General features: G+C 36.7%; 19 protein-coding genes. 8 read left to right on the top strand and 11 right to left on the bottom strand.

Features of this window, described 5'->3' with window-relative positions:
• From FBT53_RS16165 to FBT53_RS15740, 7 genes are all read left to right on the top strand, one after another.
• The coding region (locus tag FBT53_RS16165; RefSeq protein ID WP_169630383.1) for a hypothetical protein at window positions 1-1,001 on the top strand (1,001 nt) is incomplete at its 5' end.
• 75 nt (window positions 1,002-1,076) lie between these two features.
• The gene (locus FBT53_RS15765) at window positions 1,077-3,035 is read left to right on the top strand and encodes a gliding motility-associated C-terminal domain-containing protein (protein ID WP_136952153.1); all 1,959 of its coding nucleotides are present in this window, start codon (window positions 1,077-1,079) and stop codon (window positions 3,033-3,035) included.
• An 11-nt stretch (window positions 3,036-3,046) separates the two neighbouring features.
• Entirely contained in the window at window positions 3,047-3,997 is a 951-nt protein-coding gene (locus FBT53_RS15760; protein ID WP_136952151.1) for a type IX secretion system membrane protein PorP/SprF, read from the top strand.
• Window positions 3,998-4,063: 66 nt separating this feature from the next.
• Entirely contained in the window at window positions 4,064-4,594 is a 531-nt protein-coding gene (idi, locus tag FBT53_RS15755) for an isopentenyl-diphosphate Delta-isomerase (protein ID WP_136952150.1), read from the top strand.
• Complete coding sequence (locus FBT53_RS15750; RefSeq protein ID WP_136952149.1) at window positions 4,584-4,991, top strand: 6-carboxytetrahydropterin synthase; 408 nt, start codon at window positions 4,584-4,586, stop codon at window positions 4,989-4,991. Before idi ends, FBT53_RS15750 begins: the two co-directional genes overlap by 11 nt.
• Before the next feature lie 65 nt (window positions 4,992-5,056).
• A complete protein-coding gene (locus FBT53_RS15745) occupies window positions 5,057-6,025 on the top strand; it encodes a type I phosphomannose isomerase catalytic subunit (RefSeq protein WP_136952148.1) in 969 nt (322 codons plus the stop codon).
• A gap of 28 nt (window positions 6,026-6,053) precedes the next feature.
• A complete protein-coding gene (locus FBT53_RS15740) occupies window positions 6,054-6,329 on the top strand; it encodes a hypothetical protein (protein ID WP_136952147.1) in 276 nt (91 codons plus the stop codon).
• 14 nt (window positions 6,330-6,343) lie between these two features.
• Here FBT53_RS15740 and FBT53_RS15735 read toward each other — a convergent pair whose 3' ends face one another.
• From FBT53_RS15735 to FBT53_RS15700, 8 genes are all read right to left on the bottom strand, one after another.
• A complete protein-coding gene (locus tag FBT53_RS15735; protein ID WP_240729851.1) occupies window positions 6,344-7,027 on the bottom strand; it encodes a DUF4369 domain-containing protein in 684 nt (227 codons plus the stop codon).
• Window positions 7,028-7,092: 65 nt separating this feature from the next.
• On the bottom strand, window positions 7,093-8,355 hold the full coding sequence (locus tag FBT53_RS15730; RefSeq protein ID WP_136952145.1) for a DUF819 domain-containing protein: 1,263 nt from the start codon (window positions 8,353-8,355) through the stop codon (window positions 7,093-7,095).
• 40 nt (window positions 8,356-8,395) lie between these two features.
• Window positions 8,396-10,594, bottom strand: coding sequence for a DUF5916 domain-containing protein (locus FBT53_RS15725; protein WP_136952144.1), 2,199 nt, complete (start codon window positions 10,592-10,594; stop codon window positions 8,396-8,398).
• Window positions 10,595-10,671: 77 nt separating this feature from the next.
• The gene (locus FBT53_RS15720; RefSeq protein WP_136952143.1) at window positions 10,672-10,833 is read right to left on the bottom strand and encodes an Arc family DNA-binding protein; all 162 of its coding nucleotides are present in this window, start codon (window positions 10,831-10,833) and stop codon (window positions 10,672-10,674) included.
• The gene (locus FBT53_RS15715) at window positions 10,826-11,755 is read right to left on the bottom strand and encodes a S9 family peptidase (protein WP_136952142.1); all 930 of its coding nucleotides are present in this window, start codon (window positions 11,753-11,755) and stop codon (window positions 10,826-10,828) included. Before FBT53_RS15715 ends, FBT53_RS15720 begins: the two co-directional genes overlap by 8 nt.
• Window positions 11,752-11,910, bottom strand: coding sequence for a DUF4177 domain-containing protein (locus FBT53_RS15710; RefSeq protein WP_136952141.1), 159 nt, complete (start codon window positions 11,908-11,910; stop codon window positions 11,752-11,754). The genes FBT53_RS15715 and FBT53_RS15710 overlap by 4 nt, the downstream gene beginning before the upstream one ends.
• 1 nt (window position 11,911) lies before the next feature.
• Window positions 11,912-12,772, bottom strand: coding sequence for an SPFH domain-containing protein (locus FBT53_RS15705; protein WP_136952140.1), 861 nt, complete (start codon window positions 12,770-12,772; stop codon window positions 11,912-11,914).
• A 57-nt stretch (window positions 12,773-12,829) separates the two neighbouring features.
• Window positions 12,830-15,055 carry a transglycosylase domain-containing protein gene (locus FBT53_RS15700; RefSeq protein WP_136952139.1) on the bottom strand — a complete coding sequence of 742 codons (2,226 nt, stop codon included), beginning with the start codon at window positions 15,053-15,055 and terminating at the stop codon, window positions 12,830-12,832.
• Between the two features lie 105 nt (window positions 15,056-15,160).
• On the opposite strand from FBT53_RS15700, the gene FBT53_RS15695 reads away from it, so the two are divergent.
• A complete protein-coding gene (locus FBT53_RS15695) occupies window positions 15,161-15,937 on the top strand; it encodes a S1/P1 nuclease (RefSeq protein WP_136952138.1) in 777 nt (258 codons plus the stop codon).
• A gap of 1 nt (window position 15,938) precedes the next feature.
• Here the strand turns inward: FBT53_RS15695 and FBT53_RS15690 are convergent, their stop codons facing one another.
• The 3 genes from FBT53_RS15690 to FBT53_RS15680 are packed head-to-tail and all read right to left on the bottom strand — an operon-like array spanning window position 15,939 to window position 17,764.
• Window positions 15,939-16,217, bottom strand: a complete 279-nt coding sequence (locus FBT53_RS15690; protein ID WP_136952137.1) for a TIGR03643 family protein — start codon at window positions 16,215-16,217, stop codon at window positions 15,939-15,941.
• 43 nt (window positions 16,218-16,260) lie between these two features.
• Window positions 16,261-16,854: an alpha-ketoglutarate-dependent dioxygenase AlkB gene (locus FBT53_RS15685; protein WP_136952136.1), complete on the bottom strand. Its 594-nt coding sequence runs from the start codon at window positions 16,852-16,854 to the stop codon at window positions 16,261-16,263.
• A 4-nt stretch (window positions 16,855-16,858) separates the two neighbouring features.
• A complete protein-coding gene (locus FBT53_RS15680) occupies window positions 16,859-17,764 on the bottom strand; it encodes an AraC family transcriptional regulator (RefSeq protein ID WP_240729850.1) in 906 nt (301 codons plus the stop codon).
• Window positions 17,765-17,971 lie beyond the last annotated feature (207 nt).

Genomic DNA, 17,971 nt, shown 5'->3' with positions numbered 1-17,971 from the left:
CTTTAGAAGATGGAGGTACAGTAGATTTAACTCCGTTCTTGGATAACACGGACGACCAAGCTTTAAGTTTGGCAGCAGGTAACATATTGACGTTGGAAGATGGAGGTACAGTGGATTTAACTCCGTTCTTGGATAACACGGACGACCAGGCCATCACAGCATTCAGTTTGGATAATGCTACCAATGTATTGACCATCACATTAGAGAATGGCGGTACGCAGACAGTAGATTTATCGAACTTGGATAACGCAGGTACGGACGACCAAGCTTTAAGTTTAGCAGCAGGTAACATATTGACGTTGGAAGATGGAGGTACGGTAGATTTAACTCCGTTCTTGGATAACACGGACGACCAGGCCATCACAGCATTCAGTTTGGATAATGCTACCAATGTATTGACCATCACATTAGAGAATGGCGGTACGCAGACAGTAGATTTATCGAACTTGGATAATGCCGGTACGGATGACCAGACAGCAACTGAAGTAGCTATCACCGATGCTGCAGGAAACTTTACATCGACTGATGTAGAAGGAGCATTGGCAGAATTGGCTACGAACAGTACCGATGACCAGTTTGATGATGAAGTTAACTTAAGAACTCCAATAGACGTAGATGAGGGTGGTGAAGCTTCTCCAACTGCTGAGACCAATGTGCAAGAAGTAATACAAGCAATTGCACCTATTACATCTAAGGCGGCTAGAATATTCTATCCTCCATCAATTACAGTAGATGCTTCTATAAATGGAACATTCTCTATAGACTTGCATGCGCAGTACATGGCACAATTTGGTAGCCCAACAGTAGGGAGTGCTGGCGCACCGGCTGCCTTGCCAACTTATACGGCTACGGAGCTTTATTACTACGTAACCTATGCTGATCCAACGGTATTTAATACCGCTACAATGAGCATTGATGTAAATGGCGTGCTGAGTTATGAAATAATTGGGCAGCCTGCAGATTACAATTCGTTAATCAACGTAGTATTTGTAGTAAAGTAATCATCTAAAGCTCATCAAATTTTGGATACATCCATTACACATAAAATAAAACTACTGTCCATATTTCTTCTAATTATGGGTATGGGCAGTGTTTCTGCTCAGTTTTTACTACAAGCGCCAACAGATAGTGATCAAAATAACTTTAGGTGGTTTGAGGCTTCGGACACGAACACCGTTTTGGGTACGGATTCCTTTTATGAAGTTACCGAACCTGGAGTTTATTTTGCAACCTATGATGGAACGCTTTGTGGTTCTAACGCCACTGGCTATTTTATTGTTACCAATTGCAATTCGCCCTATAATGAGGTTACGTTAGACGTATCCCAGAACGTTAGTGGCAGCGCAACCATAGACTGGAACAATCCGAGTATGAGTGGTACGCAACCCATGGTAACAGCAACCCAAACTGTTGAACGTTATGTGGCCACAATTACTAAAGCCAACAATAGTTTTGCATTACCAAGGTTCACGGTTGTTTGTATGGACCAAGCTGCTATATTGGTAGAAGATTTTGCAGTAGTGGATGAAGATGATTCCGTTCAAATTCCAATATTTGATAACGATTCGGAATTGCCAGATACTGGGGTTTTAACTTTTACAGAACCGGCAAATGGTGTAGTATCTGTAGATGAGAATGGCACACCAAACGACCCTACGGACGACATTGTCATGTATACACCAAATCCAGATTTTAATGGACAAGATGTTTTTGAGTATACCTTATGTAATAGTTTTGGCGATTGCTCTACCACAACAGTAACAGTAGATGTAAACCCAATTGTAGACGCGATACCAGATGTGGTAACTACAGAAGAAGATACACCAATTACAATAGATTGGGCAGTCAACGATAATGATTTGCCATCAACAGGAACATTAACCTTTACAGAACCAACAAATGGTACTGTGGTAGTAGACGATAATGGTACACCTAATGACCCTAGTGATGATGTTATTACCTATACACCAAATACAGATTTTGATGGTACCGATATGTTTGATTACACGGTTTGTGATGCGCTAGGTAACTGTAGTACATCTACCGTTACAGTAGTGGTAACAGACCAGGTTATTTTAGATACGGATGGGGATGGAATTCTAGATAGTTTTGAAGATTTAAATGCCGATGGCGATAATGACCCAGCTACCAATCCTACAGATACTGATAATGATGGTTTCCCAGATTATTTAGATATAGATAGTGATGATGATGGTATCCCAGATAATATTGAGGCACAAACTACTGATGGTTATATTGCTCCAACTGGTGTTGATGCTAATAACAATGGTCTAGACGATGCTTACGAGCAAGATGGTAATCTAGGGATTATACCTGTAGATACAGATTTGGACGGATTACCAGATTACGTAGATGAAGATGCCGATGGAGATGGTGTTCCAGACAATATAGAAGGTAACGACTTTGACCAGAATGGCTTACCAGATGTGGTATGGGTAGATTCTGACAAAGATAACGATGGTCTTAATGATGGTTACGAAGGCGATGCAACTGTAGATACGGATGTAAATGATGAAATTAACGACCCAGTAGCAGACTTACCAGATACAGACCAAGATGGTATCCCTGATTTTAGAGATACAGATGACGATGGTGATGGTATAGAGACTACTGACGAAGATGTGGATTTAGATGGAAATTTTGCAAATGATGATACCGATGAGGATGGTATTCCAAATTACTTAGATCCAGATTTAATTCAGCAAGAAACAGAAATAGAAGTCTTTAATGTGGTAACTCCTAATGGCGATGGTGTACATGATGTATTACGAATTGCAAACATTGAGAATTTCCCCAACAACACGGTTAAAATATACAATCGTTGGGGTGTTTTAGTATACCAAACAAAAGCTTACAACTCTAATGGTAATGTTTTTGATGGCACATCCGAAGGTAGAGTAACCGTAGATCAGGATAGAAAATTACCTGTTGGTACGTATTTCTACATCATCAATTACGAAGATTCCATCGGGAATATGAAGCAATTGTCAGGATACATTTATATCAATAGATAAAACAAACTAGTATGTTTAAGTACATATTCAAACATAAAAAAACAACTTTAGCTTTTGTAGCGTTGGTAATGACTTTAGGTACCATCAATGCGCAACAAGATGCCCAGTATACACAATACATGTACAATACCATGAGTGTAAATCCGGCTTATGCGGGTTCTCGTGGTCACTTAAGTTTGGCAGCCTTGTACCGTAATCAGTGGATTGGTTTAGATGGTGCTCCAGAAACTCAGACATTAAATGTGCATTCTCCTATAGGCTACCGTGGTGTAGGGTTGGGAGTGTCTATTGTTAATGATAAAATAGGACCTACTTCTGAAACCTATTTTGATGCCGATTTTTCATATACCATTTACACTAGTGCAGAGGGTAGATTGAGTTTTGGCCTTAAAGCAAGTGCTCATTTGTTAAACGTAGATTTTGATCAATTGAATCAAGATGATGTACAGGGTTCAGATGCCACACTACAAGCGAATATAGACAATCGTTTTTCGCCAAATATTGGTGCAGGAGTATACTATCATACAGAAAAATTTTATGCAGGCTTATCTGTGCCTCGCTTTTTAGAAACGGAACATTTTGCAGAATCTTCGCAATCTGTAGCAAAAGAACGGATGAATTTTTATCTGATTACCGGCTACGTTTGGGATTTAAATGACAACCTTAAATTTAAACCAGCTGTTCTAGGAAAAATGGTCAATGGAGCGCCTTTACAAGTAGATTTATCTGCCAACTTTATGTTTAATGAAAAATTTATTGGTGGCGTTGCCTACCGTTGGGATGCTGCATTTAGCGGTATGTTTGGTTTTAATATTTCTGAGCAAATGTTTTTAGGTTTAGCTTATGATAGAGAAATAACAGAATTAGGTTCCACTAGTTTTAATGATGGTTCTTTTGAGGTTATTTTTAGATTTGAGTTTCTACGCTCAGAAGGAAATTTAAAGTCCCCTCGTTTCTTCTAACATTTTCCTTTACAATTTATCTATCTGTTGGCAGCTAGAGTCGTATAAAGACTTTATTTTTATGCCATGGAAGAAAAAGTGATTTTGGTAGACTCCAATGACCAACAAATTGGATTAATGCCAAAAATGGAAGCGCATGAGAAGGCGTTACTACATAGAGCATTCTCAGTATTTGTGTTGAATAAAAAGGGAGAGATTATGTTGCAGCAGCGTGCTGCCCATAAATACCATACCCCAAATCTTTGGACTAATACTTGTTGCAGTCATCAAAGAGATGGTGAATCCAATCTAGAGGCTGGTAAACGCAGATTGATGGAAGAAATGGGCTTTGTGGTAGACCTTAAAGAAATTTTCTCATTCATTTATAAAGCACCTTTTGACAATGGCCTTACAGAGCATGAATTTGACCATGTAATGGTGGGCTATTTTGAAGGAGAACCTAAGATTAATCCAGAAGAAGTGCAAGCTTGGAAATGGATGACGCCCAAGGCAGTGAAAGAAGACATTGCTGCGCATCCGGAAAACTACACAGCTTGGTTCAAGATTATTTTTGATAAATTTTATAATCATTTAATGCAACAAGTACATGAGGGTTAAAGTAAGCAGAAAAGCACAGTTTAACGCCGCACATAGATTATACAGAGAGGATTGGACGTTTGACAAGAATCAGGAGATTTTTGGTAAATGCAACAATCCCAAATTTCATGGGCATAATTACGATTTAATCGTAAGTGTTACTGGCGAGATTGATAAAGAGACTGGTTATGTGATGGATATGAAGGTGCTAAAAGACCTAATTAAAGAACATGTTATAGAACCCTTAGACCACAGAAATTTAAATCTAGACGTGCCAGAGTTTGCCAATCTAAACCCTACAGCAGAGAATATTGCAGTAGTAATATTTAATAAATTGAGACCACATATTATAGCTGAAAACGAATTGGAAATACAATTGTACGAGACTCCTCGTAATTTTGTAACCTATACGGGCTAAGCAAATTAATACTTAAACTGCAAACACGACGTTATAATTTGTAAGAAAAATAATACGAAATTATTATGGGACTATATCCATTAAAGTTTAACCCTATTATGAAAGACCGTCTATGGGGTGGAGAAAAATTAAAGTCGCTTTTTAACAAGCCAAGTGAAACTGATACAACAGGAGAAAGTTGGGAGCTGTCTGCTGTTAAAGGCGATGTTTCTATAGTTTCTAATGGCGCAATAAAAGGTACTTCCTTACAAGAACTTATAGATGAACAAGGCGAAGCTTTACTAGGTAAAAGTGTGGTAAATCGTTTTGGTAGAGAGTTTCCTATATTAATTAAGTTCATAGATGCTAAGCAAGATTTATCAATTCAATTACATCCTAATGATGCTCTAGCCAAAGAGCGACATGACTCTTTTGGTAAAACCGAAATGTGGTACATCATGGATGCAGATCCTGGAGCTAAACTTATTGTTGGTTTTAATAAAGACGTTGAGAAAGAAGCTTACAAGAAAAGCTTGGAAGATGATACCCTGTTGGATCTATTAAATTATGAAGAAGTAACCTCTGGGGATACCTTTTTTATTAATACGGGGAAAATACATGCCATAGGTGCTGGTGTTTTATTGGCAGAAATACAGCAAACATCAGATATTACATACCGTGTTTTTGATTTTAATAGAAAAGACAAAGAAGGAAATTTAAGAGAATTACATACAGATTTAGCTTTAGATGCTATTGATTATACTAAAAAAGACGATTTTAAAGTAGCGTATAATACTACTAAAGACCAAGTTAATGGCATGGTAGATTGTCCTTATTTTAAAACCAATTTTTTGGATTTAGAGAACGATTTATCGCAAGATGTTACTACAAGAGATTCTTTCACCATATACATGTGTGTTGAGGGCAGTGCTACTGTGACTAATGACTATGGTAGTGCAGAATTAACTAAAGGAGAAACTATTTTAGTGCCAGCATCATCTACCAAAATAGCAATTGCAACTAGTGGTGTTAAATTGTTAGAGGTAACTATTTAGTAACTACCTTTGCTCAAAATTTAGAAGAATGGCAAGTGTAAAGAATTTAAAGAAAGATATCAACTACGTTCTAGGGGATATTATTGATGCAGTATACCAGTGGGAAGCAGAAACCGGAAATATTAATTCTAAAGAAGGTTCAGAATTGATAGATAAGGCTATTGCCACTTTTGATAATCTTTTAGAGAAGGTGCACCAAAAAGATGTTGAAAACAAAAAGGTACATTATAAAGAAATCCGTAACCAATTAGAAAAAGAGGCTACGGATTTAATCTCATCTTTGAACGATTTAGCTACAAGCTAAATTCCACCAAAATATTATTTTTTTAAAAGCTTGGCCAGCTCCTTACCATAGGTAGAGTTGGCCACTTTTGTATCTAGGTTGTTGTAAACAGAATCTAGATATTTTGGGTTAGCCTCTGCGCCATCTCTAACTGTAACAAAGGGGGTAACATAGCTTTTAGGGTGTGTTAAACCAAAGTTTAAGATGTAGCCATATCTTCTTAAGTAATTGCGCTCCGCCGCAGTTTGTAAAGAGTCTAATTTTGTAGTATCCTGCACATTGTAGGCTAATTGGGCTAACTCTAAGTCTTTTTTATGAAAATTAGAAATGATATTTTGGTATTCTTCATAATCAGTTTGGCTGGCAGAACCGTTTATTTTAGCTTGATCAAACTCATCCCAATTAGTGGTAATAGTAACTTGGCCTGCTTCACCAAAAAACTGCAAACGGTCATTAAAAGTGTTATTATCTGCTCGGTCTAAATGCAAGAAAAATAATTCTGGATGTTCCAAAGGTTGCTCAAACTCAAAAGAACCATCGCCATGAAAAGCTATAGAATCTACAGTAACCATAGTGGTGTCGTGTATTTTTTGTAGATATAAGGTTCCTTTTTTAAGTCCTTTAATGGTCCCAGTTAGTTGCATAGTCTTACTTGGGTCGCTCCCGCAAGAAGCCAAAATGGAAATAATTCCTAAGGTTAAGATTAGTTTCTTCATCATCAAATTTAAAGTGGCAAATATCTTAATTAAATCGATTTTTAAAAGAGGTAATATGCACAAGTTATTTAAAAAGTTGCGGCAACTTCCATTAAAATGGCACATAAATAGGCGCCTACTGTACCCACTACATAGCCGAATACAGCCAACAAAATACCTACGGAAGTTAACGAAGGATGAAATTCTGCTGCCACGATGGGAGCGGAAGCTGCACCGCCAACATTGGCTTGGCTCCCTACCGCTAAGAAAAAGTAAGGTGCTTTAATCAACTTAGCTACCACAATTAAGAGTAAGGCATGTATAGTTATCCACACAAAACCTATGGCAATGAGACCTGGATTTTCCAGGACTTTACCTATATCCATTTTCATTCCTATAGTAGCTACCAAAATGTACACGAATAATCTGCCTATTTTACTAGCTCCTGCTCCTTCATAGTTTTTTGCTTTGGTAAAAGAAAGCAGAATGCCAAAAGCTGTTGCTACTACTACCATCCAAAGAAAGGTTGAACTGAGGGAAGAAAGAATCTTTTCCTTATTGCGAATAATTTCAAAATTATCTTCTAAAAATTGAGCTATAGAATTGCCAAAAAAATGGGATAAACCAACGCCAAAGAAGGCAAAGAAAAAGAGCATTATAAAATCGTGCAGGGTAGGAACTCTAGTAATTTTTTCAGTGTGCGCTTTTACTTTTTCTTTTAAAACTTCTATAGAAGAAGTGTCTGCCTGTAACCAAGTATCTATTTTTTTAGATTTACCAATCCCAAATAAGACTACGGCCATCCAAACGTTTGCAACTACAATGTCTATCAACACCATGCCACCGTATTTATCTTGGTTGTATTGAAAAATCTCTAACATGGCCGCTTGGTTAGCGCTACCTCCAATCCAACTGCCAGCAATAGTGGTCAATCCTCTCCAAACAGCATCAAAGCCTGCTCCACCCACAGTTTCTGGAGAAAAGATAGACACAATTAGGATAGCTAAAGGGCCACCAATGATTATGCCTACGGTACCCGTAAAAAACATAATGAGTGCCTTAGAACCTAAATTGGCTATGGCTTTTAGGTCAATACTAAGCGTCATTAAAATAAGGGCAGCTGGTAACAAGTACCTACTTGCGATGTAATATAAATTAGAATCCGCTTCTGAAACCAAACCAGAACTGGTTAAAACGGCTGGCAATAAATAGCACATAAGTACACCAGGTACTATTTTATAGAATTTGCTCCAAAAGCCTGTAGATTTAGAAGAGGTGTAAAAAACAAAGCCTAAACACAATGCTAATAGGCCAATAATAACGGTGTCCTCCGTTAGTGGCAGTTGATTCATATTGGTTTGGAATTTATCAAATATAGAAAAAAGAGGACTGCTAGATATTAAGCCAATAGGTAAACTTTAAGTTGATGCTACGGCTTCTAGGCATAAAGCTTTCCACAAAGTAATTATCATTGTATACCAGGAATAAATCTGATAATGGAGCAAAACGCCATTGTAATCTTGAATTGATTCCTAAATTGTCGCGTTGGTTACTATACTGTACCAAGGTAGACCAGAAAACACTTTTAGAAAAAGTTATGTTGACTCTAGGACTAATCAGCCAAATGTCTGCACTAGAATAGGGTTGTGGTAAACTTATGTTATCGTATTGCAAATTAAGGCCTACTTCTACTTTTGGTTGAAATCTAAAATTGAATCGTGATTCTACGGATAAACGATTACCATTAAAAAATTCGCCATAACTAGGCTGTATGCGATAAGAGAAAACGCGTCTTTCATCAGAAGAAAAGCCTAGAGAAAAACTATTAAAGTGGTAAGCACTATTTGCAGGTAATTCTAAAGCATCGTCTTTGCCAGAAGGGTCAAAACTATCTGTTAAATACACATAGCGTTTATTTAAGCCAAATTCTAAACGTTCTAGTGTTTTAAAAAATGCGGTAGTTCCAAAATTGATATTATAATCAGAATATAAGAAGTCTAATCCGGGTCGCCATGTTATGGTCTGGAAAAGTTGACTCTCAAAACGATTTATTTTTCCTTTTTTAGGCCAAAAACGACCCGTTAATCCGTTAGCTACTTTAAAAATATCTGTTCTACGGATAAAGCCTAAATCTGAAGAAAAATCGTCATCAATAGAAACCACATCTACAAAGGCAGAAAGGTATTTGGTGTTTTTTATGGCAAACACACCTAAAGACAAATTACCTTCGCTATCATTAGGTTGAAAGGATTTGTGTGCATAAGCTTTACCATTCCAACTATTATCCGCGGAAGCGAGGTTATAATCTATCCCCATAACGCGATTGTAAATTTCGTCTTCTGGTAAAAAATCTTCTGCGCCAATAGCTTGCCTATTGATAAAAAATGCGCTGATGTTAGAGCGGGAAAATACCTTTTGTTGCAGCGCTATCATCATATTATTGTTAGAGGCAATTTCGTTATCCTTATCTTCTTCTGTTTGTATATTAAGAAAACCTATACGCAAGTTTTTATTGAGTTTACCACTTAACCGTAAGCCTCCTAAAATTCTGTTTTCTATAGTATTATCTGCGGTATCTTTGGCAATACCAATACGTCTAGAAAAAAAAGGATTTGCATCTCTAGTGCCCCCAAAACTGCCAAATAAATCGTTGTTATCCACAAAAAATTGGCGTCTCTCTGGCAAGGCAACTTCAAAACGAGTTAGGTTGGTAATAAAATTATCTACCTCTACGGTAGAGAAATCTGGATTTACGGTTAAATCTAAATTTAGGCTATTACCAATAGCAACTTTAGCATCTGCCCCTACTTTAAAATTATTAAGTTGTTGGTTTTCTTCGTGATTCTTAGCCACAATACCATTAACATACGGAATAATAGCAAGTGGTGTTCTGCTTTTGCCTAATGGTTTTTCAAAAACCATATCGCCCATATAAGCAAGGCTAAAAATAAGTTGGTTTTGCGGTATCCTAATCCATGAACTGCGTTCATTGGCTTGCATGTCTAATCGGTAGCTATTAAACCGCCATTTGGTTTCTCCTTCTCTAAACTTAAAAGAGGTGAGTGGAATAGCAATTTCTGAGATAAAGTAATTATCATAAATTTTAGATTCTCCCTTCCACTTTACATCCCAAGAAGTAGTAAAGTCTCCACGATCTAAACCACCATTAGAAATAAGGGCTTCCCTGCGTACTCCAAAGGGATTTATACCAAATAAAAAGGCATTGGTACCGTCATTAAACGTATCAAAAAGTAGGCTTATTTGGTCTATTCCCCCTCCTCTAAAGTCTCGTTGTAAAGATTGAGTGATATAGTCTCTACCTTCACTATACCCTTTTACAGCCACATACAAGGTGGTTTCATCATACAGCATTTTAATTTCTGTAGGTTGCACAGCCATTACGGTATCTACAGGAAAATATTGATGAAAATTAGTGACGCTCTGGGCTTTTTCCCAATTGGTCTCATCCAAAACACCGTCTAAAACTATGGGTTTGTTTGTGTGTTTTACAACAAAAGATTTGCTAGAAACCTGTGCATTGATTATTTGAAAAAAGACAATAGCAAGGAGTGTGGCAAAGTACTTGGCCATGATAATTTTTTGAATTAGCTGCCCCGAATTTAACAGTTTGTGCTGTTAAATAAATCACAAATATTTCCACTAGGGTTTTATTCTTCTTTTTTGGGTGCTCTTTTTGCCTCTTTCAGCGTTTTCATAAGCATCCATTCAATCTGGCCATTAGTACTACGAAACTCGTCTGAAGCCCATTTTTCTATGGCTTTAAGCATGTCTTCATTTAAACGTAGTGCAAAGGCTTTCTTCTTACTCATGTAGCTTAATAAATTTTTCTATCGCATTAATTAGTTGGGGAGAAATTGGGAAGTTTGGATTAGTATACGTTTCAAGGCCTTTTTCTTTTAAAGCGACTTCTTTTAAAACATGGGTAGTATTTTTTAAAATTTGATAGGTTGCTTTAGGACTGGCTTTATGTAAAGCTTCTGCTTCTGTGATAGGAACTTGTATGTCTAAATCGCCATTAAGAATAAGAACCGGGAGTTCTAATTTTTTTAATTCTTCCGCAGGATTGTAATTGGCCCACGAGCGTATAAATTTTTGATTTTGAGGTGCAAATATGGAGAATAGCATAGGATTCAGTTCCTGTATGGTATCCGTTGCCATTAGTTCTTTAAAATGCTTGGAAGCAATGGTAGCTAGTTCTGGGCTTTGCTTTTTTATTTGATGGATTAAAACAGTGTCTATACTGTTAGCTGGCCCAGCTAGGGAAGTAAAGCTTTTAATTTTTGGGTGCTTCTGTAGCATACCCACCAAGGAACCTTGGCTGTGACCTAAAATATGGTATCCTGAAAAATTACCGTTATCCTCAAAATGAGTAAGCATTTGGCCAACAGTTTGCACTAAGTCTTCAAAGACTAACTCGGGTTTTTTTGCAATAATATCATTTAGAACTGCAGCCTTGTCAAAGCGCCAAAAGGCAATACCTCTATTGTTTAAACTATCTGCAAGCTGCAAAATGTAGTCTGCTTGCAGCATGGGTTTTTGATTCCCGTCCATGTCTACAGGTCCGGAACCAGGAATAAAAATGGCTAAAGGCAATGGTTTTTTGCTATCAGGATAAGAGAGTATGCCTTTAAAACTAACACCATCATAATTAAACATTATTTTGGCCTGTTTATGCTGCGCAGAGCATGTAACAACAACAAAAGCGATTACAATTTGTACGACTAGTCTCATCTATTTTTAGTTCTTTCCATTATAATTCTCCCTGTATTTTCTAAGTATTGCTTGTACTCCCAGCCATTTTTTGCATGCTCGTTTAAAACACTTTCCAAACGCTGTACGTTTTTGGTCAATCCACCAACAAATTGGACTACTTTGTATTCTTTCACATTAATGATTTAAGGTTCCTGTATTCACTACTGGAGATGCATCTTTATCTGAGCAAAGTACCACCATCAGATTACTTACCATGGCGGCTTTACGTTCTTCATCTAAGGCTACAATATCTTTTTTATTAAGTTCTTCTAAAGCCATTTCTACCATGCTAACCGCGCCCTCTACAATTTTGTGTCTTGCGGCTACAATGGCAGTGGCCTGCTGTCTTTTAAGCATTGCATTGGCAATTTCTTGTGCGTAGGCAAGATAACCAATCCTTGCTTCTAATACTTGTATCCCTGCCATTTGTAGACGGTCTTGAATTTCTTTTTCCAAAGCTTCACTCACCTCGTTAACGCTAGAGCGCAACGTAATATCTTCTTCAATACCTTCGTCTGCAAAATTATCGTAGGGATACATACTAGCTAGTTTGCGTACAGCTGCATCAGTTTGTACGCGTACAAAATTTTTATAATCATCAACATCAAAAGCGGCTTTATAAGTATCTGTAACCCGCCATACAAGTATCGTACTAATCATTACTGGGTTCCCAAGTTTATCGTTCACTTTTAACCTTTCACTATCAAAATTACTTGCTCGCAAGGATATTTTTTTCTTAGAAAACAAGGGGTTTACCCAGTACAGGCCATTTTGTTTTATAGTCCCAACATATTTTCCAAATAGAAGAAGCACTCTAGAACTGTTGGGATTCACTAAAACCAAACCCATAGCAAGTAAGAGTCCTGTAAAAACAGCTAGTATAAAAAGTAGGCTACCGTTATTAAATAACATAAATACGCCGCCAAATAATAATAGTAAGGCAAGAAAAAGCATGAGGTAGCCATTGATTGGCTTTAAGGTAATTTCGTTTGTCATAGTGGTTATTTTACAAATATGATATCAAAATGATATCATAAAAATATTAAATTTATCTTAACCACGAAATTTCTTCTTCTTTTTCTTCTTTGGATTGGTGAACAATCGTTTTAAGAATCCGTCTTTTTTTATAGGGTCACAGGCAAGTTTTGCTTGCTGTTCTGGCGTCAACGGACTAAAAGTGGCTTTTGTAATACTGTCAAACTGAGATTCGGCATTCATTTTTTGGTAGAGCTTGGCAAAAATGGGGAGTGCTGCGTTTGCCCCTTGACCAATAGCGGTATTGCTAAAACCAATTTCATGGTTATCTAAGCCAACCCACGTAATATTTACATAATTAGGCGTTAATGCAGCGAACCAAGCGTCTTTATTATTTTGTGTAGTACCCGTTTTACCGGCAATAGCATTTTTTAGTCCGTAGGTACTCCTTAATCTAGATGCCGTACCATTATTGACAACGGATTGCATCATGTGTAGCATTATTTTCCGGTTATCCTCACTAAAGGCACTTGTTACTTGTTTTTCTTGTTGATGCTTGTAAAGAACTGAATCTTGGTTAGAACTAATTTGTTGAATTATATAAGGACGTATTGGTCTACCATGATTAATAAAGGAGCTATAAACGCTAGCCATTTCTGTCATTGGTATCTCTCCTGTACCTAGAGCAATAGAAGGTTCTTTAGGTAAATCTGTTTGTATTCCCATCTCAGTAGCTTGGGCAAGCACTTTTTCTAAGCCTGTTTTTTCTAAAACCTTTACTGTTACTGTATTTACAGACTGGGATAGTGCTTCTTCTAATGAATAATTTAAGTATGCTTCGTCCTTATTACCAGAATTACTAGGAGACCAACCTTTTAAATTTTGATATTCCACTTCTCTAGCTGAAAAATAATCGCAAGGTGATATTCCATTTTCTAAGGCAGTTAAATAAACAATCGGTTTAAAGGTAGACCCCACTTGGCGTTTACTTTGATTAACATGGTCATACTTAAAATAGCTAAAATTAACTCCGCCAATCCATGTATTGACAGCTCCACTTTTTGGATGTATGCCAATACTACCAACATTTAAAAACTTCATAAAATGTTGTAAACTGTCCAAGCTACTAGCCATCACCTCTTCTTCGCCATTGTACGTAGGGAAGGTCATTTTTCGCTTAATTGATAAGCTATCCTGAATTTGTTTTTCTGATAAACCCACTTGTTGCCAGTGTTTGTACTTAGAAAGCTTTTTAGCAGCTTTCATGATTGATTTTTTAGATAACCAAGGAGCTCTTAAACCATAGCCATCTTCAAACTGCTTTTGTAGCTTTTTCATATGTTCTATCATGGCTTCTTCTGCTAATTGCTGCATGCCATAATGGAGCGTAGTTTGTATTTTTAATCCAGAAGTATAAATGTTTACATCTTTATCATGTGCCCAAGCTAACACCTCTTTACGTACCGCTTCTCTAAAATAAGGGGCTATACCATTATTGTGGTCATAGTCTCTGTATTTTAGTACTAATGGGAGTTGTTGTAAACTATCTTTTTCTTCTTCCGCTATAAAACTATTGCGTTGCATATTGTAGAGTACCAAATTTCTGCGCTCTAAACTTCGTTCTGGGAATAATCTAGGATTATAACCATAAGTAGCTTTAAGCATTCCAACCAATACAGCCGATTCCTCTATCAAAAGAGAATCTGTAGGTTTATCAAAAAACTTGCGTGCAGCGGCTTCAATACCAAAAGTGTTATCTCCAAAAGAAACAGTATTTAGATAAAGTTCTAAAACTTTATCCTTATCATAATTTGCTTCTAATCTTTTGGCTATGAGCATTTCTTTTATCTTATTTACAGCTAAATTTTTAGAGGTACGCTCCTTACGTGGATATAGATTTTTTGCTAGTTGTTGTGTTAACGTACTACCGCCGCCCGCACTTTTGTCACCTAAAAGAATACTCTTAAACGCTACCCGAAACATACTTTTTAGGTCAATACCATTATGGTCATGAAATCGTTCGTCTTCAATGGATATCAATGCTTGGAGTAGATTTTGTGGCATTCGTTCTAGAGGAATCGGTTGTCTATCATTTAAATAAAACTTACCTATAAGAAAACCATCCGCCGAATAAACTTCAGAAGCTTGCTGGTGTTCTATGGTTGCCAACTCTTGTTTAGTGGGTAGTTTGCCAAATACGCCTATATATACAGCAAAAACAAAAAGCAGTGGTATTAAAAGCGCTGTGGCTAAGAAGATTGCTACTGTTTTTAATAGTTTTTTCTTTTTGGCAAATGTTTTCATGGGTCTATTTTGAAAAGGTGCAAGATGATAATAAAAGGTTAAAAGCCCCTTAGATTTAACACTAGGTTAAAAAGGCAATGGTATATTCGCCAGAAATTTTTTTGAATGCGCGCTTTATTCCTATTTCTTTTAGCTTTTACCATGACCACAACCAATGCAAACACCCTTTGGGGTAAAAAAGGGCATCGTGTTACAGGGCATGTTGCCGAACATTATTTAAGTAAAAAAGCTAAAAAGCAAATTGATAAATTGTTAGCAGGGCATAGTCTGGCCTTTGTGTCTACCTATGCAGATGAGATTAAAAGTGATAGAAGTTACTCTAAGTACGGACCTTGGCACTATGTGAATTATCCTTTGGATGTACATTATCATGATGCTGAAAAAAGTGATTTAGGTGATGTGTATACGGCTATAGAAAAATGCAAACGTGTACTTTTAGATAACAATGCCACCGAAGCAGATAAAGTATTTCATTTGAAATTTTTGGTGCACCTAGTAGGAGATATGCACCAACCAATGCATGCGGGTAGGGCTGCAGATAAAGGTGGTAATGATATACAAGTACGATGGTTTAATGAGGGCAGTAACCTACACAAAGTCTGGGACACTAATTTAATTGAATCTTACGGGATGAGTTTTCATGAATTGGGAGACGAACTCATACGTACAACGAGTAAAGCTCAAAAGAAAGCCATAGAGTCCGGTGCTGTATTGGATTGGATGGAAGAAAGCCATTCCCTAGCTGCAGAAATATATGGTTCTGTTAATTCCGGAGAAAAACTAAAGTATAGCTATAGCTACCAATACAACCCAGTAATGTTTGACCGCCTTAAAAAAGGCGGTATACGCTTGGCTAAAATTTTAAATGATTTGTTTAAGTAAGTTAACGCTTGCTTACCTTATTACCACTAATATGGCGTTGTCTAGAACATTTAAAACGACCAGTTTGATTGTCTCTTAGTTTTAGGTGTTTTGTTTTTCTGCCTTGTACACGCTTACGCCACATTCTAAAGCTACTTGGCTTCATGTGTTTGCGCATAAGTTCTATGGTGTCTTGTTCAGAAATATTAAATTGAAAGGTAATGGCCTCAAACGGGGTTCTGTCTTCCCATGCCATTTCTATAATGCGGTCTAATTCCCGCTCCGTAAATTCTTTTTTCATAGCAATACAAAGATAAAGTATCACCCTTAAAAATACTATTTTACTATACGATGCGTCTAAAGGTGAGGTTAATCCGTGGTGCAATAGGCTTTTTAGTTTTGGGTATCTGGTGCAACCAGTGGTGTTGCGTTTCGCCTTGCATCAATAATAAACTACCGTGTTCTAAAAGTAGACTTCTTTTGAGTGATTTCTCTGTACGATGTTTTAAATGAAACATACGTTCTTGACCCAAACTTACAGAGGCTATAACAGGATTAATCCCTAATTCTTTCTCGTTATCTGCATGCCAGCCGTTGCTATCGCTGCCAACACGATATAGATTTAAAAGACAAGTGGTAAACTGATGGTCTGTAATATGGGTAAGCTTTTGTAATAGCTCCATTAAACTATCCGTATAAGGATGAGGTTCCATTATAATAGAGGAGTAGCTATAACTTTTACCGTTATTACCATATAGCGCAGTTAGTCTAGGTTGGTCATAGGTTTTACCAAATACTTTAATCTGGTCTTGCTGCCATGGCGTTTGTTCTAATAATACTTTATAGTAGTGGTCTGCCGTTTCTTTATCTAAAAAATTAGGAAAATAACGAATCTCTGCCTGTGGTAAATCTAAATCTAAACGTTGCAGTCCAAACATTACACTAATGTAAAACTGATTTTAATTGATTACGATATTCAGACGGGTTTTGACCTGTAAATGCTTTAAAAGATTTATTAAAATGAGAAAAATTATTAAACCCACTTTCATAACACACCTCTGTGATACTCATAGGTTGCTCTGCTAATAATTTAGACGCGTGTACCAACCTATATTCATTTACAAATTGTGTAAAGGTTTTATTGGTGATTTTTTTAAAGTATCTGCAAAAAGAAGGGACTGTCATACTCACCATGTCAGCAATCTGTTCTAGTTTAATTTCTTCTTTAAAATTGGTCTTTACATGGTTAAATACAATATTTATACGGTCATTGTCCTTAACTTCACTCTGCATGGTAAAACCATCTGCATTTAGAACTTTATATTCATCTGTAGAACCAAGTTCATTTAAAATATTAAGAATGGATAGCAAACGTTGAAAATCAGTTTGGTATTCTAATATTTCTATTTTTTCGCCAATCTTAGTTTTCGTTTTGCCATAGAAAGCAATACCACTTTTACAGATTTCAAACAAATTTTTAATTTTCTTCATTTCTGGAATCTCAAAGAAATCATTACCAAGAAAATCTTTTTTCATCTGTATTACAGATTCACTTTTGTTGCCTGTAAGTTTATCGGTAAAGCCACAATGGGGTAAGTTGCTACCTATTAATATAAGGTCGCCGTCTCTAAAGTAAGAAACGTGGCTGCCTATTTGGCGCTTACCAGAACCACCATTAATGTATACTAACTCTAATTCTGGATGGTAGTGCCAAGCCGTAAAATTATTTAGGTTATACTCATCATATTTATGGTATGTAAAAGAATAACCAAAGTTGGGCTCAATGGCTTCAAATGCGGGTTTGTGTTTTAATACTTCTATAGGACTCATATTTGGGGGAATACCCATGTTTCTGTGCAAATTTACCAAAAAACTGTGTAAAATTACCGTTTACAATAAATTAACATTGGGTATAGGGTAATATAGCATAGATATTGGCAAAAATTGGTGTAGAATGGCATAGTACAACGGGCGTATGTTTGCAGTGTAAGTTTTTACTAACATATTAAACGATTGAGTTATGAAAGCAATCTTAAGAAACTTAACAGTAGTAGC

It is taken from the genome of Flavobacterium sp. ASW18X (genome assembly GCF_005144745.1).
Lineage (GTDB): Bacteria > Bacteroidota > Bacteroidia > Flavobacteriales > Flavobacteriaceae > Croceivirga.
Note: the sequence above shows the minus strand (reverse complement) of the source record. Positions and strands in the feature narration are given on the sequence as shown.

Bases quoted from the DNA above. Each gene is read 5' to 3' on its own strand.
- FBT53_RS15705 (WP_136952140.1), bottom strand. From the start codon at position 12,772: ATGACAAACGAAATTACCTTAAAGCCAATCAATGGCTACCTCATGCTT.
- FBT53_RS15750 (WP_136952149.1), top strand. From the start codon at position 4,584: ATGAGGGTTAAAGTAAGCAGAAAAGCACAGTTTAACGCCGCACATAGA.
- idi (WP_136952150.1), top strand. From the start codon at position 4,064: ATGGAAGAAAAAGTGATTTTGGTAGACTCCAATGACCAACAAATTGGA.
- FBT53_RS15715 (WP_136952142.1), bottom strand. From the start codon at position 11,755: ATGAGACTAGTCGTACAAATTGTAATCGCTTTTGTTGTTGTTACATGC.
- FBT53_RS15680 (WP_240729850.1), bottom strand. From the start codon at position 17,764: ATGGGTATTCCCCCAAATATGAGTCCTATAGAAGTATTAAAACACAAA.
- FBT53_RS15735 (WP_240729851.1), bottom strand. From the start codon at position 7,027: ATGATGAAGAAACTAATCTTAACCTTAGGAATTATTTCCATTTTGGCT.
- FBT53_RS15700 (WP_136952139.1), bottom strand. From the start codon at position 15,055: ATGAAAACATTTGCCAAAAAGAAAAAACTATTAAAAACAGTAGCAATC.
- FBT53_RS15740 (WP_136952147.1), top strand. From the start codon at position 6,054: ATGGCAAGTGTAAAGAATTTAAAGAAAGATATCAACTACGTTCTAGGG.
- FBT53_RS15760 (WP_136952151.1), top strand. From the start codon at position 3,047: ATGTTTAAGTACATATTCAAACATAAAAAAACAACTTTAGCTTTTGTA.
- FBT53_RS15765 (WP_136952153.1), top strand. From the start codon at position 1,077: ATGGGTATGGGCAGTGTTTCTGCTCAGTTTTTACTACAAGCGCCAACA.
- FBT53_RS15725 (WP_136952144.1), bottom strand. From the start codon at position 10,594: ATGGCCAAGTACTTTGCCACACTCCTTGCTATTGTCTTTTTTCAAATA.
- FBT53_RS15720 (WP_136952143.1), bottom strand. From the start codon at position 10,833: ATGAGTAAGAAGAAAGCCTTTGCACTACGTTTAAATGAAGACATGCTT.
- FBT53_RS15685 (WP_136952136.1), bottom strand. From the start codon at position 16,854: ATGTTTGGACTGCAACGTTTAGATTTAGATTTACCACAGGCAGAGATT.
- FBT53_RS15730 (WP_136952145.1), bottom strand. From the start codon at position 8,355: ATGAATCAACTGCCACTAACGGAGGACACCGTTATTATTGGCCTATTA.
- FBT53_RS15745 (WP_136952148.1), top strand. From the start codon at position 5,057: ATGGGACTATATCCATTAAAGTTTAACCCTATTATGAAAGACCGTCTA.
- FBT53_RS15695 (WP_136952138.1), top strand. From the start codon at position 15,161: ATGCGCGCTTTATTCCTATTTCTTTTAGCTTTTACCATGACCACAACC.
- FBT53_RS15690 (WP_136952137.1), bottom strand. From the start codon at position 16,217: ATGAAAAAAGAATTTACGGAGCGGGAATTAGACCGCATTATAGAAATG.